We start from the raw sequence: 15667 nt of genomic DNA on the forward strand, positions 1-15667 counted from the left end.
GGTTGGCCGCAGGCCAATTTACTGGGCATTGGGAAAAAACACCTGCTGTCCTTCTAGCCTGAAGGACGCGATCGCCTCCTGCCCGTCCGGACCCGTCAACCAGTCGATAAAGCGTTGACCGGATGCCTCCCGCACATGTTGGTGCTTTTCAGGGTTAACAAGAATGACACCGTACTGATTGAACAGGCGCGGATCGCCCTCGACCAATACTTCAAGATTGCCTCGGTTCCCAAAGGACAACCACGTGGCCCGGTCTGTCAGCGTATAGGCGTCCATTCCGCTGGCCACGCTTAAGGTTGCGCCCATGCCCGAGCCGGTTTCGCGATACCACGTTCCCGAGGCGCCCGTAGGATCAACGCCAGCATCCGACCAATGGCCCATCTCAGCCTTGTGCGTCCCACTGTCGTCTCCACGCGATACGAAGGGCGCTTCAACCTCTGCGATCTCAGTCAGAGCAGCCAGAATATCCGTACCACCACGAATTCCGGCCGGATCAGAATTCGGGCCAACCAGAACAAAATCGTTATACATCAAGTCTTTGCGTTCAACGCCCCAGCCATCGGCAACAAACTTCTCTTCCGCCGGCTTGGAATGGACCAGCAGCACGTCACCGTCCCCGTTGATCGCATTGCGAATAGCCTGACCTGTTCCCACCGCGACGACACGCACGTCTATGCCGGATTCGGCTTCGAACCACGGTAAAATATGCTCCAGCAGTCCAGAGTTTTGTGTCGAGGTCGTCGATTGCACCACTATGAACGGTGTTTCCGCCGAAACCGCCCCCGCCGTTAAGCCAAATGCCACTGCTGCTGCCCGAATAACTGCCCGGAACATCATTTTCTCCGATTTTCTTTTTAAGTAACCAACCCGCCTGCCAGATAGCGACGCGATGCGTCGCTTTCCGGTGCGTCCAACACCTGTTTTGCAGCGCCATGCTCTACCACATGCCCGCCTTGCATCATGACCACATCCGATGCCAACCGTCGCGCCTGCCCGATGTCATGCGTCACCATCACGATCCGCACCCCACGCGCCGAGGCGCGCAGCACCATCCGCTCGATCATCTGCGTTGCAGCCGGATCAAGCGCGCTGGTGGGCTCGTCCAGAAACAACGTGTCGGGCTCCAACGCCAGCGCACGCAGGACCGCAAGCCTTTGTGCCTCGCCACCCGACAACGACCGCGCAGGCTGACGCGCCTTGCCGTCAAGCCCACCTTCGACCAGCAATTCAGCGATACGGGTCTTTCGGACCGCCCGCCCCAGCCCCTGGCGTTTTAGAACAAAGTCCAGATTGCCGGACACAGAGCGGCGCAGCAAAACCGGGTGTTGGAATACCATAGCCTGACGCGCCTTTTGCGCAGCGCTCAGCGGCTGTCCATCCTGCACCACACGGCCGTGGTCAGGTGCGATCAAACCATGCAGGCAGCGCAGCAAAAGGCTTTTGCCCGCACCGTTTGGGCCAAGAATAAGGGTTGGGCCCGGACCATCCAGAACCAATGAAGGCACATCCAGCAACGCACGGCCCTTGTTGCGGATTTGAAGGTCTTCAACCTCAATGCGGTTCACCATATCGCAGATGACATCACGCATGGCGTAACCCCTCCTGCTCGGCCCTCAGGCTTACGGCGCTGACCATTGCATTCACGGCCACGGCAATCCCGATCAGAATTGCGCCCAACGCCAACGCAAGCGCCAGATTTCCTTTCGAGGTTTCCAGCGCGATGGTTGTTGTCATCACGCGTGTCACATGATTGATGTTGCCACCGACGATGATCACCGCCCCCACTTCGGCAATGGCGCGTCCAAACCCAGCCAGCAAAGCTGTGACCAAAGCCAACCGCGCATCCCACAGTAAAACCGGAACGGATGCCAGCCGTGACACACCAAGGGATCGAAGCTGCTCGGAATACTCTTCGGCCAGCATCTCGATCACCTGCCGCGTCAATGCCGCAACGATCGGGGTAACCAGAACCACCTGAGCGATGATCATCGCAGTTGGTGTATACAGAAGTTCCAGAACGCCCAGAGGCCCTGAACGCGACAGCATAAGGTAAACCAGCAACCCCACGACCACCGGCGGAAACCCCATCAGAGCATTCATCAAAACGATCAGAACCCGGCGTCCGGGAAACCGGGCCACGGCTAAAGCAGCCCCAACCGGCATACCAATCAGCGCTGAAATCAGCACCGCAAACATGGAAACTTTCAGGGACAGAAGCACAATTGCCCAAAGTTCTGAGTCTCCTTGAAAGATCAGAGCGATGGCTGAGCTGAATTCTGATGCAAATCCCTGCATTTTATTCCTGAAAGATTGCATTTCGTATGAAATGCGTTCATTTACAGGTAAATACTACTCTGTTTTTCCATCGAGTACAGACACAAATCCGGCATCTGAAATGAGAAACGCGGCCCCAATTGGGGCCGCGCTGAAAGCCTTGAACTGACGGCTTGCGTTAGTTAAGCGCTGCGTCGGTAATCTGATGCGTCCAGGCACCGTCAGGCTGTTTGGTGATGACCGGATCCGATCCGCCCGCCAGCAGTGTATTTACGGTGCGTTCGAAATCCGCCGGGTCCAGCGCGCCATTCGATCCGGCCGTCAGTTTCGCGATTTCACCCATCATACGCTGCTGATGTTCTTCGGTCTGCGCGCCGGTGGCATCGTTTTCCAAAACAATATCGGCCGCTTCATCCGGGTTTTCCTCGGCGTATTTCCAACCCTTCATCGAAGCGCGAACAAACCGTTCCATCTTGTCCACAAAAGCTGCATCGCCCAGGTTTTCTTCCAGAACATACAGGCCGTCTTCCAGTGTCGCGACGCCCTGATCTTCGTATTTGAACGTCACCAACTCATCCGGGCTGACGCCTGCGTCAATCACCTGCCAATATTCATTATAGGTCATGGTGCTGATGCAATCGGCCTGACGCTGTAGCAGCGGGTCGACGTTGAAGCCCTGTTTCAGGACCTCGACACCGTTCTCGCTTTTGCCGCCGGTATCGATGCCCAAGCTGCTCATCCAGCTCATGAACGGGAATTCATTGCCAAAGAACCAAACACCCAGAGTACGGTTCTTCAGGTCCTCGGGCGAGGCAATCCCGGCATCTTTCCAACAGGTCAGCATCATCCCCGAGCTTTTGAAAGGTTGGGCAATATTGACCAGTGGCAGGCCCTTTTCGCGCGCTGCCAGCGCGGCAGGCATCCACTCGACTGTGACATCGGCCCCACCGCCGGCTATCACCTGAGTAGGCGCGATGTCAGGACCACCCGGAAGGATGGTCACGTCCAGACCCTCTTCCTCATAAAACCCCTTGTCCTTCGCCACATAGTAGCCTGCGAACTGCGCCTGCGTGACCCATTTGAGCTGCAAGGTCACCTCATCGGCGGCCAGTGCTGCGCTGGCGGTCAGGCTAAAGGCGGCAACCGCCCCGCTGAGTAGCTTTTTCATCTTCAAGTCTCCTAGTTGCGTGTTTGCCCCGTTTTCGGGGTCTGTTGAATTTTGTTATCCGCGTTGGGAAGGGTGCCAGAAGGTTACCACCTTTTCGAGCCCTGCCACGAGGGAATAGAACACGGTTCCGGCCAATGCCGCCACCGCGATTTCTGCCCAGACGAGGTCAATCGACAAGCTGCCCACGCCGGTCGAGATTCTGAACCCCATACCGCGTGTAGGCGATCCGAAATACTCGGCCACGATAGCCCCGATGAGCGCCAGCGTCGTGGCGATCTTGAGGCCGTTGAATATAAAAGGCATCGCTGCTGGCAGGCGCAGTTTGATAAGTGTTTGAGTGTAGCTGGCCGCATAGGTGCGCATCAGGTCGCGCTGCATGGCATCTGCTTCGCGCAGGCCCTGCACGGTGTTCACAAGGATCGGGAAGAATACCATCACAACGACAACTGCCGCCTTGGATTGCCAATCGAACCCGAACCAGCTGACCAAAATGGGGGCGATGCCCACGATGGGCAATGCAGCCACAAAATTGCCGATGGGCAACAACCCCCGGGTCAAGAAGACGGATCGGTCAATCAAGACGGCAGTCAGGAACGCGGCAACACTGCCGATGGCAAAACCGGTAAAGGCACCTTTGAACACGGTCTGCTTGAAGTCCTGCCACAGAATATCCGTCGAATTCGCAAAGGTTTGCGCGACCATCGAAGGCGGCGGAAGGATGACAGGCGAGACATTCAGGCCACGTACTGCCCCTTCCCACAAGATCAGCAGCGTTACACCAAACAATACGGGCACAAAGACGCGCACAGCTTTGGAGTCGCGATAGATCGAACGCGCTAACCAAGCATTCAACGCCCATGCGCCGGCCCAGAAAATCAGTGCAAAGACAAGCCAGCTCATGCGCTCATCCCCATGCGTTTAAGGGTGACCCTTTGAAGAACATCCAGCAAAGTCACCAAGATGCCCGCCAGAATGGCCGCCGCAAACAACGCCGCCCAAATGGCCAGTGGTGTGCCAAACTGATCCCCAATCAGTATCCGGGCTCCCAGCCCCGAGATCGCACCTGTTGGCAGCTCACCCACAATTGTTCCAACCAGTGCTGCTGCTATGCCGACCTTCAGCGAGGTAAAGAGATACGGCACCGAAGATGGCAGGCGCAGCTTCAGAAACGCCTGCAACCCGGTCGCGTTGTAGGTCTTGAGCAGATCGAGCTGCGATACAGCCGGAGACCTCAGGCCTTTGACCATCCCAACCAGCACTGGGAAGTAGCACAGATAAGCCGAGATAATCGCCTTCGGCACCCCACGCCCTTCGATCCCCAACTGCGAGCTTAGTACAATGATCATGGGGGCCAGCGCCACGATTGGCACGGTCTGGCTGATGATCGCCCAGGGCATCAAGCTCATATCCACTACGCGAGAGTAAACGATAGCCACGGCCCCCAGAATGCCAACAGCTGTTCCCAGAACAAAACCCCAAAGCGTGGATTGAAGTGTAATCCAGCCGTGGTAGATCAAGGACCGTTTCGACATCGCCCGGCCTTTCATCACCATCTCGCCGGTTGTCTTCCACAACTCCTGCCCCACCTGCACCGGCGTCGGCAAGCGTGGGCGATCCAGATCATAGCCGCGTTGGATTTGCGACGGGTTTTGCGCCATCAGAACCCAGACCGAGACCTGCTGACGATCCCGAGAGGCTTCGGGAGTTACCGTTTCTCCGGCACGTTCTGCCTGATCCAGAGAGACACGGATGTTCATTGGTGCCACCGCCAGGTACCAAAGCACGGCGATGGCAAGCAACACAGTCATGACAGATAAGAACTGCTTCATGCGTGCCACTCCATCCGAAAGACAGGCACGGTGTCAGGAGGTACAGGAGGTTCTTCCGCGGTCACCTCAAACCCTTCGCGGCGATAAAAGCGTTGCGCTGCGGTGTTGGGTCTGTGCGTCGTCAGCCAGAGAAAATTTCTGCCCTCTTTTGCCTTGTCGACAAAGCGCTTGCCAATGCCTTGTCCCGTCCGACCACAATACAACGCTCCGATTTTATTGAGCGCGGGATCTACTGACATATAACAATCAACCGGATCACCAGCGACCCAGATTTCACGGCGGATGAACGCATCACCGATCATGGTCGAGAGTTCTTCCACCGGCAGTTCCTCGGGCATCCAATCCGTTTGCCTGGCCCAATTGTGCACGACCGTGGCACAGGCCTTCACGTCATCTGGCACAGCACGCCGGATCTTTTCTGCGTTCAGTTCAATCGTCATAAGAATGCCCTGCCCTCAAGCCATCGCGCACGCGGTGGGCCACTTCGATGAACTCCGGCGTGTCCCGAATGTCCAATGGCCGTTCCTTGGGCAGCGGGCTGTCAATCACATCGGTGATCCGGCCGGGCCTTGGGCTCATCACCACGATTTTGGTGCTCAGGTATACGGCTTCAGGGATCGAGTGCGTCACGAACCCAATCGTCTTCTCGGTCCGCGCCCAAAGCGCCAGAAGCTGTTCGTTCAGGTGATCGCGTACGATTTCATCCAAAGCGCCAAAGGGTTCATCCATCAGCAGGATATCGGCATCAAAGGCAAGAGCCCGTGCAATGCTGGCCCGCTGTTGCATACCACCTGAAAGTTGCCAAGGGAACTTGCCACCAAACCCTTCAAGATCAACAAGTTTCAGAACGTTCTTAACCTGCTCTTCCTGCTCAGCAGCCGAATAGCCCATGATCTCAAGCGGCAGCTTGATGTTCTTTGCAATGGTCCGCCAGGGGTACAGACCCGCCGCCTGAAACACATACCCATAGGCCCGGTTCCGTCGCGCCTCATCTGGGGTCATTCCATTCACCGTCAGCGTTCCACCTGTCGGGGTTTCCAACGCAGCGATACAGCGCAGAAATGTAGTTTTGCCGCAACCAGAAGGTCCGATGAAGCTGACAAAATCGCCCTTGTCAATTGTCAGGTTCACGTCCTTCAGTGCGTGAACGGGCCCATCGTTGGTCTGGAACGTCAGGTCCAACTGCCTTGCCTCGATGACGGGCTGGGTCGTGCTTTCAGTATTCATTCTAGTGCCTTGAAAAGAGTGGTGTCAGGGCTGCCCGCACAGCAGCCCACACTGATCAAACCCCGGTTGCCGGGATACCCGTCCGTTCGACCGGTCTTGGCGCAGTGAGTTCTTTCCAGGTGCTCAGCGCCTTGTGTACATGCGTGTTCGCCTCACGCGCCACAAACTTCCCGTGACCCTCCTGAGTTTTGACCTCACCATCATGCACCGCGACCACGCCACGGGTCAGCGTGAACCGCGGCAACCCGCGCACTTCTTTGCCCTCAAAGACGTTGTAGTCGATCGATGACTGCTGCGTCTCAGCCGAAATCACCTTGGCCTTGTTTGGATCCCAAACCACCAGATCGGCATCAGCGCCGACCAGGACGGCTCCTTTTTTAGGATAGCAGTTCAATATCTTGGCGATGTTTGTTGATGTAACAGCGACAAATTCGTTCGGCGTCAGTCGCCCCGTATTCACACCATAGGTCCACAGCATGGGCATTCGGTCTTCCAACCCTCCGGTCCCGTTCGGAATCTTGGTGAAATCCCCAACGCCATAGCGCTTTTGCTCAGTCGTAAACGCACAATGGTCCGTCGCCACAACGCTCAGCGTTCCAGATTGCAAACCGTTCCACAGGCTGTCCTGATGTTGCTTGTTGCGGAACGGAGGGCTCATGACCCGCCGCGCAGCGTGTTCCCAGTCGTGATGGAAATACTCGCTCTCATCCAGAGTCAGATGCTGGATCAGGGGCTCGCCCCATACCCGCTTGCCCTGCATCTTGGCGCGACGAATGGCTTCATGCGCCTCTTCGCAAGACGTATGCACCACATAAAGAGGAACGCCTGCCATATCCGCAATCATGATGGCCCGGTTCGTCGCCTCGCCTTCTACCTGCGGCGGACGGGAATAGGCGTGCGCCTCTGGCCCGGTATTGCCTTCAGCCAAAAGCTTGGCGCTCAACTCGGCCACGACATCGCCGTTTTCGGCATGGACCATTGCGGTTCCACCCAACTCAGCTAGCCGTTTGAACGACGCAAACAGCTCATCATCATTCACCATCAGTGCGCCTTTATAGGCCATGAAGTGCTTAAAGGTGTTGATGCCCCGCGTCTCAATCACGGTCTTGATGTCGTTGAACACCTGCTCGCCCCACCACGTAACCGCCATATGGAACGAATAATCACAATTCGCCCGCGTCGATTTGTTGTCCCAGCGTTTCAACGCATCAAGCAAGCTTTCCCCCGGGTTGGGCAGCGCAAAGTCCACAACCATTGTCGTGCCACCAGCCAAAGCCGCGCGCGTGCCGCTTTCGAAATCGTCGCTGGAGTACGTGCCCATAAAGGGCATCTCCAAGTGTGTATGAGGATCGATCCCGCCCGGCATCACATAACAACCGGTGGCGTCCAACTCTTTGTCACCCTTCAGATCCATCCCAATCTCGGTGATCACGCCACCTTCGATCAGGACGTCCGCTTTGTACGACAAATCCGCAGTTACGACGGTTCCGTTCTTGATAACTGTGCTCATTTCAAACTCCCTGATGCGGTCTGCGCCGCTTGCTTCATCTGGCTAAAAATACCTCGGGGGAGTCGCCCATCGGGCGACGGGGGCAGAGCCCCCTATTCCACGATCTCAGCCGTCTCGACGACCGCGTGCAACAGAACATCCGCCCCGGCTGCCGCCCAGTCCTTACTGATCTCTTCAGCCTCATTGTGGCTCAAACCATCCACGCATGGGCACATGATCATCGCGGTTGGCGCCACGCGGTTGATCCAACAGGCGTCATGCCCCGCACCCGAGATGATGTCCGTATGCGAATAGCCCAACCGCTCAGCCGCGTTGCGTACGGCGGACACACAGTCATCATCGAATTTCACCGGATCGAACCCACCGACTTTTTCGAATTCGATCTGCAGGCCCATGTCTTCAACGATATCCTCAGCCGCCACCTTCAGGCGGTTTTCCATATCAGTGATGACGTCCAGTTCGGGCGAGCGGAAATCGACCGTGAATACCACCTTGCCCGGGATCACGTTGCGTGAGTTCGGATAGACATCGATATGACCAGCCGCACCCACCGCATGAGGCGCATGAGACCAGGCGATCTCGTCCACTTTCTCCAGAATGCGCGCCATTGCCAGACCGGCATTTTTTCGCATCGGCATCGGGGTTGACCCGGTATGGGCATCCTTGCCGGTCACCGTGATCTGGGTCCAGCTCAGCCCCTGGCCGTGCGTGACAACACCAATATCCTTACCTTCAGCCTCCAATATCGGGCCTTGTTCGATATGCAGCTCAAAGAACGCGTGCATTTTCCGTGCGCCAACTTCTTCATCGCCACGCCAGCCGATGCGGTTCAGCTCATCTCCGAACTTCTTGCCCTCGGCATCCTCGCGTTCATACGCCCAATCCTGAGTGTGCATTCCCGCGAACACCCCCGAAGACAGCATGGCGGGCGCATATCGCGTGCCCTCTTCATTGGTCCAATTGGTCGCCACGATCGGGTGCTTTGTTTTGATCCCAAGATCATTGAGGGTCCGGATGATTTCCAGCCCCCCCAAAACGCCCAAGACACCATCGTACTTCCCGCCCGTTGGCTGCGTATCCAGATGCGATCCGACATAAACCGGCAACGCGTCAGGGTCCGCCCCTTCGCGGTGGGCGAAAATGTTACCCATCTGGTCCAAGCCCATGGAACAGCCCGCTTCTTCGCACCATTTCTGGAACAGGGCGCGGCCTTCTGCGTCCTCATCCGTCAGGGTTTGGCGGTTGTTGCCACCGGCAACGCCAGGCCCAATCTTGGCCATCTCCATCAGGCTGTCCCACAACCTGTCGCCATTGATCCTGAGATTCTGCGCCGGAGCTGCCATGTTCATCTTCCCTGTTTGCTTGCGATTTGGCTCGCTTTTGGTGTCTTGATTTGACCATCTGGTCAAACTCACGCTATCACGGGTTCGAGATCAGTCAAGAAATTGCGCGGCACAGCTTGAATTTTCACTGAATTCCGCGCCTATAGTCGAAAAAAGAGACACGCTGAAAACATGCCGAAAGACCGCGCACCGACTCGCATTCAGAAAAAGAACCGTGCTGCGATCCTCGAGGCCGCCCTGAACGTGTTTTCAGCCCACGGGTTTCGTGGATCGACCGTGGATCAGATTGCCGCAGAGGCAGGACTGAGCAAACCAAACCTATTGTATTACTTCCCGTCGAAAGAGGCGATCCACACCGAGCTGCTGTCCGGCCTTCTGGAAACCTGGCTGGCCCCCTTGCACGATCTGGACCAGGATGGCGATCCGATGGAGGAAATCCTGGCCTATATTCGGCGCAAGCTGCAAATGAGTCAGGAGTTACCACGCGAAAGCCGCCTTTTTGCCAATGAACTGGTGCAGGGCGCGCCGCGTATCCACGAGGCTTTGTCCAAGGATCTCAAGGAACTGGTTGACGAAAAAACCGTGATCCTGACGCGCTGGATGGATCAGGGCAAAATCGCGCGGGTGCACCCCTATCACCTGATGTTTTCGATTTGGGCGCTAACCCAGCACTACGCAGATTTCGAAGTTCAGGTGCGTGCGATCTTGGGGGAAGAGGATCCGTTTGAAGGTGCCGACCCTTTTGTGGACACCCTGTACCGAAAGCTTTTGACCCCTTGAAAAAAGGGGCCGCAAGAACGGCCCCTTGATGATCTTTCCAAATCGGTTCATTCGGCCGCCTTGGCCATCGGATTGTTCGGATGCGTCGTCCAGTTCGCATAGGTCGGCTGCACCTCTTTACCTGTGCGCGGATCCACCTCACCCGGTGCCATCGGCACCATCGAGATACAGTCTTCAACCGGGCACACGTCGACGCACAGGTTGCACGCCACGCATTCCTCGTCGATCACCTCGAAAACGCGGTCCTCCGACATCGAAATCGCCTGGTGGCTGGTGTCTTCACACGCCGCATAACAGCGACCACATTTGATGCACTGGTCCTGATCGATCTTAGCCTTGGCGATGTAGTTCAGGTTCAGATACTGCCAGTCGGTGACGTTGGGCACGGCACGACCGATTACTTCGTCGATGCTGGTGTATCCTTTTTCATCCATCCATTCGGACAGACCGGCGGTCAATTCGTCGATGATCTTGAAGCCATAGGTCATCGCAGCGGTACAAACCTGCACCGTGCCACAACCCAATGAGATGAACTCGGCCGCGTCGCGCCATGTGGTGACGCCGCCAATACCGGAAATCGGCAGACCATGCGTTGCCTCGGCCCGTGCGATCTCGGACACCATCGACAGGGCAATCGGTTTCACTGCGGGACCACAATAACCACCATGGCTGCCCTTGCCGTCGATTGAGGGTTCGGGGCTGAACGTATCCAGGTTGACGCTGGTGATCGAGTTGATCGTGTTGATCAGCGACACGGCGTCCGCGCCACCGTTCCTTGCCGCAGCTGCAGGTTTACGGATATCGGTGATGTTGGGCGTCAGCTTCACGATGACCGGGCGGTCGTAGTACTGCTTACACCACCGCGTCACCATTTCGATGTATTCCGGCACCTGCCCAACGGCCGAGCCCATGCCGCGCTCGCTCATACCGTGCGGGCAGCCAAAGTTCAGTTCGATCCCATCCGCGCCGGTTTCGGCAACGCGTGGCAGGATGGCCTTCCAGGCCGCTTCCTCGCACGGCACCATGATCGAAGCGATCAGCGCGCGATCCGGGTAATCGGCCTTGACCCGCGCCATTTCTTCAAGGTTCACTTCCAGTGGCCGGTCTGTGATCAACTCGATGTTGTTCAGGCCAAGCAACCGCCGATCCGCGCCGTATATCGCGCCATAGCGCGGGCCGTTCACGTTCACGACCGGAGGGCCCTCAGACCCTAACGTTTTCCAAACCACACCGCCCCATCCGGCCTCGAAGGCGCGGCGAACGTTGTATTCCTTGTCGGTCGGCGGCGCAGAGGCCAGCCAGTAGGGATTAGGGCTGGAAATGCCCAGAAAGTTTGTCGTCAGATCGGCCATGGCTTCTCCCTTCCCGGCTCAGCCGGATTTCTTGAATATCATTTCGGTCGGGCGAATGCGCCCGGCCTTGAGGTTTGTGACGTAGTTTTGGAATTTCTCGGGCGCCGTCTCGCCCATCATCAGATGAATCCCCAGCGGCGCGGGGCCGCTCTCGGCGATCTTGGCAAAGACATCTTCGAAGAACTGTATCGCGAAATCGGTGCGGTCGGTTTCAGTCTCAAGTTCCAGCGCCGCCGCTTCTGCTGCGTCTTTGTAAACATCCGGTGCGTGAACGAAGGACGTCTCTGGCAACGTGGACCAGGGAAGCGGGAAAGCCAGGGGTTCATCGACGTCTCCGCCCATGACATCGAACAGGGCAAAGGTTCCGCCCGTGGCCAGCGCCCGCGACACTTCCGCAAACAGTCCGGCCTTGTCTTCGATGTTCATGCCCACATGCATCATGACAGCCAGGTCAAACCCCGCATCTGGCACAGGCATGTCCAAGGCACTGCCCACATGAAAAGTGGCCTTTTCCGAATGCCCGACCAGATCGCTCAACGCGGTGGCCGTTTCCACAAATTCGGGTGTCAGATCGACCCCGGTTACCATCGAGTCATAACGATCCACGATGTAACGCGAAGTGCCCCCGATCCCGCATCCCACATCCAGAACACGCGTCGCATGGGTCGGCGACAGTTGCGCAAACAGGTTGTCGGTTGCCAGAACGCCGCCCGTGTGGAACTCGTCCCCTGCTTTTAGATCAGCAACGGTGGCCGCGTCCGGGTCAATACCGCTGGCCTCAAGCGCCGCGCGGACGCGTTCGGTCAGGGCACCGGTGGTATAGTGTTGAGCAACAGCTTGTTCGATCTGGGACATGGGAATACCTCAACAGCGAAAGGAATGGGGTGAATACCCCACCCTATCACGAAACGAGCGTCGCGTGGATGTCCATCGCCGCATCCCGGCCTTCGGCAACTGCGGTTACGGTCAGGTCTTCGCCCCCTGCCGCACAGTCCCCACCAGCCCAGACACCCGACATTGAGGTGCGCCCGGCCCCGGTGACAGCAATCTTATTGCCGTCAAGCGAAAGCCCTTCGGGTGCGCCATCCAGCGTCTGACCGATGGCTTTGAGCACCTGATCTGCTGACAAACGAATCGTCTCTCCGGTGCCCGTAAGCTGACCGTTCTGGCTGGAGGTGTATTCCAGTTCGATCTCGGCAGCAGTTCCGTTTCCATGCACGGCCACCGGCTGCACATTGGTCAGAATCCGAACGCCGTGCGAGGCCGCAAGGTCCTGCTCATAGCGGCTTGCCCCCATGGCGTCGCGGCCGCGGCGGTAGGCAATTGTAACGTGTTCCGCGCCCAGCAACTTGGATTTCACAGCAGCATCCACAGCCGTCATGCCGCCGCCAATGACAACGACATTCCGCCCAACAGGTAGATGCGAAAGATCGCTGGCTTGCCGCACGTCCGAGATGAAATCAACAGCGGCACGCACGCCATGCTTGTCGACACCCCCTGCGCGCAGGGCGTTCACCCCAGCCAGGCCGATGGACAGGAATACGGCGTCATAATTCTCAAGCAGACCATCCAGCGAGATACTGTCACCCAGCACCGATCCGGTCTCGATCGCAATCCCGCCGATTTTCAGCAGCCAGTCCACCTCGGCCTGTGCAAAATCGTTGGTCGATTTGTAAGCGGCGATCCCATATTCGTTCAGGCCGCCCGGCTTGGGCTTGCTTTCGTGGATCACGACGTCATGGCCTAACATGGCCAGACGGTGCGCGCAGGCCAAACCGGCAGGTCCTGCCCCAACAACAGCAACAGTCTTGCCCGTAGGCGCCGCCCTTTCGAACGGATGCGCGCCAGAGGCCATGATGTCATCGGTCGCAAAACGTTGCAGGCGTCCGATCTCAACCGGCTTGCCTTCTGCAGCTTCGCGCACACAGGCTTCTTCGCAAAGGGTTTCGGTTGGACAGACCCGAGCGCACATACCGCCCAGAATATTCTGTTCCAGGATAGTCCGCCCTGCCGATTGTGGCTGTCCCGCCTGTATCTGGCGAATGAACAGCGGAATATCGATATCCGTCGGACACGCGGTCACGCATGGTGCGTCGTAGCAGAAATAGCATCGATCAGCGGCAACGGCGGCCTCATGCGGGGCCAGTGGCGGATGCAGATCGGTGAAATTCGAGGTCAGCTCATCGCTGGAAAGCCGCCCAGCAACGATGCCGGGTGCCATCTGGCCCTGTGCCATCACTCTACTCCCTGTAGATATGTTTGTTATGACCTCAGCTTGCCACAAAAAAATATTTTATCAATTGGTAAATTTTATCAAATGGTCAAAAAATTGAAAAACCGGGCCAAAAGACCCGGTTTCCTATGGTTTTGCATAATTTTGAGGCGAAAACCCTCAGATCATTTTGCTTAGATGGCCGGATTTGGTCCAAACCCGTGCGCCATCCGGCCCTGCAATCGCCTGTGTTCGCGTACCCGGCGGCAGGCGCAACCAGTCCCATTTGGCAAAGTGTTCGCCGCCCTCGGAAAAGCCACCGGCGATGACAAAAGCCTCCATCCCCTCGCCTGCGTCCAATTCGATCTTTTCCCAAGCAGCCCAACTTTGCACGTGAACATCTTCATGATCGTCTTTGAACAAATGCAGATCAGCCTCACCGTTCACAGACTTGTGCACCTCGGTCCGATCTTGCGGATCGAACTGGTGGAGCTTGACCAGAATGGTCGCCCCTTGAGCGGCAGATGGGGTATGAGACGACGTTGGCGGGTTGCGCACATAACTTCCAACAGGAAAGTCCCCGGTTTCATCCTGAAAAACACCGTCAAGAACCAGATACTCCTCTCCACCATCATGCGTATGTGCAGAAAACGCGCTGCCGGGTGCAAAGCGGACAATAGTCGTAGCGCGGGCGACCTCTTCGCCGATGCGATCCAGCATTTTCCGCTCGACCCCTGCGGCCGGGGACGCAACCCATTCGGTTTGGTCAAAATGAACCGCAACCCGTTTCGTGAAATCCGCGTTGATCCGCATGTTCGCCCCTTTCATCTAACGACCGTGATAGAAATGGGATCTTATGCTGGAATTGCAAATTTTCGGCTTTTGACGGCTCGGGTCAGGTGTTGTACTCCGGGACGAAGGGTGCAGGGTCGCGCACCTATCGGGAACGGGCGCAGATGCAGGCAAATCCACAGAAATTTAACATCGCTGTTGTCGGGCAAAACAACCGCCTGCAGTACGAGGCCCTGTTGTTTGCCGCATCGTTGCGTCACAGCTCACCGCAATTTGAAGGCAAGCTGTTTGTGGCCACGCCCAACCCGGGGCCGCGTTGGAGTCAAAACCCCAGCATTCAGGACGAAGAAGTTCTAAAGGCGCTGAAACAGTTGGACGCCGAAGTTCTGCCATTCGACTCGCATGTCTTTGGTGAAAGCTATCCTTACGGCAACAAGATCGAGGCTCTGTTGGCCTTGCCAGAGGGCGAGCCGTTTGTGTTCTTTGACACCGATACATTGATCACCGGAGACATCGCACGCGTACCTTTTGATTTCGACCGCCCCGGCGCGTCGCTGAAGGTTGAAGGAACATGGCCAAAGCCAACACTCTACGGCCCTGGCTTCGATGGCATCTGGCGCGCGCTGTACCAGCGGTTCGGGCTGGATTTCGAAAGCTCATTGGATACTAGCCAACCGCATGATTACTGGCGGCGATATCTGTATTTCAACGCGGGCTATTTCTTTTTCAATTGCCCCAGGGTTTTTGGCGAACGATATCTGGACTATGCTAGAACGATCCGAGACGCGCACATTCCCGAACTGACGGGCCAGAACCTGGATCCATGGCTGGATCAGGCCGCTCTGCCCCTTGTGGTACATTCGTTGGGAGGAGGTCGGGATGCGCTGCCCGACGGTTTGCTCGACGGCTCTGTCAGTTGTCACTACCGCCTGTTCCCCCTGCTCTACGCCCGTGAAAGCGATCATGTGATCGACGTTTTGGAAACCGTTGTGGCACCGAACAAGGTCAAGAAGGTGCTCAAGCAATATGATCCGCTGAAAAAGCTGGTCCTGCAGGGGAAAGGCGCGAAAATTCGCGCCCTGTTTGATCAGGACAACCTGCCGCGGCGCGAACAGGCCATTCGCAACACGATCAAAAGCAAAGGGCTTTGGCTGCGCTGACAGGATCGTTGTGCGCAAGC

General features: G+C 57.1%; 16 protein-coding genes. 2 read left to right on the top strand and 14 right to left on the bottom strand.

Annotated features, from left to right (window positions below; translation table 11 throughout):
• Nucleotides 1-18: 18 nt before the first annotated feature.
• From ACR3EH_RS02080 to ACR3EH_RS02125, 10 genes are all read right to left on the bottom strand, one after another.
• Entirely contained in the window at nucleotides 19-834 is an 816-nt protein-coding gene (locus tag ACR3EH_RS02080) for an ABC transporter substrate-binding protein (protein ID WP_171182803.1), read from the bottom strand.
• A 20-nt stretch (nucleotides 835-854) separates the two neighbouring features.
• Nucleotides 855-1589: an ATP-binding cassette domain-containing protein gene (locus tag ACR3EH_RS02085; protein ID WP_171089498.1), complete on the bottom strand. Its 735-nt coding sequence runs from the start codon at nucleotides 1587-1589 to the stop codon at nucleotides 855-857.
• Nucleotides 1582-2295, bottom strand: coding sequence for an ABC transporter permease (locus ACR3EH_RS02090; RefSeq protein WP_171182801.1), 714 nt, complete (start codon nucleotides 2293-2295; stop codon nucleotides 1582-1584). The genes ACR3EH_RS02085 and ACR3EH_RS02090 overlap by 8 nt, the downstream gene beginning before the upstream one ends.
• A gap of 157 nt (nucleotides 2296-2452) precedes the next feature.
• Entirely contained in the window at nucleotides 2453-3442 is a 990-nt protein-coding gene (locus ACR3EH_RS02095) for an ABC transporter substrate-binding protein (protein ID WP_171182799.1), read from the bottom strand.
• A gap of 54 nt (nucleotides 3443-3496) precedes the next feature.
• Nucleotides 3497-4342: an ABC transporter permease gene (locus ACR3EH_RS02100; protein WP_171675506.1), complete on the bottom strand. Its 846-nt coding sequence runs from the start codon at nucleotides 4340-4342 to the stop codon at nucleotides 3497-3499.
• Entirely contained in the window at nucleotides 4339-5271 is a 933-nt protein-coding gene (locus tag ACR3EH_RS02105; protein WP_171182795.1) for an ABC transporter permease, read from the bottom strand. The genes ACR3EH_RS02100 and ACR3EH_RS02105 overlap by 4 nt, the downstream gene beginning before the upstream one ends.
• Nucleotides 5268-5711: a GNAT family N-acetyltransferase gene (locus ACR3EH_RS02110; protein WP_253762012.1), complete on the bottom strand. Its 444-nt coding sequence runs from the start codon at nucleotides 5709-5711 to the stop codon at nucleotides 5268-5270. The genes ACR3EH_RS02105 and ACR3EH_RS02110 overlap by 4 nt, the downstream gene beginning before the upstream one ends.
• Nucleotides 5701-6498, bottom strand: a complete 798-nt coding sequence (locus ACR3EH_RS02115; protein ID WP_171182793.1) for an ABC transporter ATP-binding protein — start codon at nucleotides 6496-6498, stop codon at nucleotides 5701-5703. The genes ACR3EH_RS02110 and ACR3EH_RS02115 overlap by 11 nt, the downstream gene beginning before the upstream one ends.
• Nucleotides 6499-6553: 55 nt before the next feature.
• A complete protein-coding gene (gene hydA / locus ACR3EH_RS02120; protein ID WP_171182791.1) occupies nucleotides 6554-8008 on the bottom strand; it encodes a dihydropyrimidinase in 1455 nt (484 codons plus the stop codon).
• A 92-nt stretch (nucleotides 8009-8100) separates the two neighbouring features.
• Nucleotides 8101-9351, bottom strand: a complete 1251-nt coding sequence (locus ACR3EH_RS02125; protein ID WP_171675504.1) for a Zn-dependent hydrolase — start codon at nucleotides 9349-9351, stop codon at nucleotides 8101-8103.
• 171 nt (nucleotides 9352-9522) lie between these two features.
• On the opposite strand from ACR3EH_RS02125, the gene ACR3EH_RS02130 reads away from it, so the two are divergent.
• The gene (locus ACR3EH_RS02130; protein WP_171089482.1) at nucleotides 9523-10131 is read left to right on the top strand and encodes a TetR family transcriptional regulator C-terminal domain-containing protein; all 609 of its coding nucleotides are present in this window, start codon (nucleotides 9523-9525) and stop codon (nucleotides 10129-10131) included.
• 47 nt (nucleotides 10132-10178) lie between these two features.
• Here ACR3EH_RS02130 and preA read toward each other — a convergent pair whose 3' ends face one another.
• From preA to ACR3EH_RS02150, 4 genes are all read right to left on the bottom strand, one after another.
• Nucleotides 10179-11483: an NAD-dependent dihydropyrimidine dehydrogenase subunit PreA gene (gene preA, locus ACR3EH_RS02135; protein ID WP_171675502.1), complete on the bottom strand. Its 1305-nt coding sequence runs from the start codon at nucleotides 11481-11483 to the stop codon at nucleotides 10179-10181.
• A gap of 18 nt (nucleotides 11484-11501) precedes the next feature.
• Complete coding sequence (locus tag ACR3EH_RS02140) at nucleotides 11502-12338, bottom strand: methyltransferase domain-containing protein (protein WP_171182785.1); 837 nt, start codon at nucleotides 12336-12338, stop codon at nucleotides 11502-11504.
• Between the two features lie 46 nt (nucleotides 12339-12384).
• The gene (locus ACR3EH_RS02145; protein ID WP_171675500.1) at nucleotides 12385-13719 is read right to left on the bottom strand and encodes an NAD(P)-dependent oxidoreductase; all 1335 of its coding nucleotides are present in this window, start codon (nucleotides 13717-13719) and stop codon (nucleotides 12385-12387) included.
• 156 nt (nucleotides 13720-13875) lie between these two features.
• Nucleotides 13876-14508 (bottom strand): cupin domain-containing protein, encoded by a 633-nt coding sequence (locus tag ACR3EH_RS02150; protein ID WP_171182783.1) that lies wholly within the window; start codon nucleotides 14506-14508, stop codon nucleotides 13876-13878.
• A 143-nt stretch (nucleotides 14509-14651) separates the two neighbouring features.
• On the opposite strand from ACR3EH_RS02150, the gene ACR3EH_RS02155 reads away from it, so the two are divergent.
• On the top strand, nucleotides 14652-15647 hold the full coding sequence (locus ACR3EH_RS02155) for a hypothetical protein (RefSeq protein WP_171646829.1): 996 nt from the start codon (nucleotides 14652-14654) through the stop codon (nucleotides 15645-15647).
• Nucleotides 15648-15667: the final 20 nt, after the last annotated feature.

This window comes from Ruegeria sp. BG7, assembly GCF_056535685.1.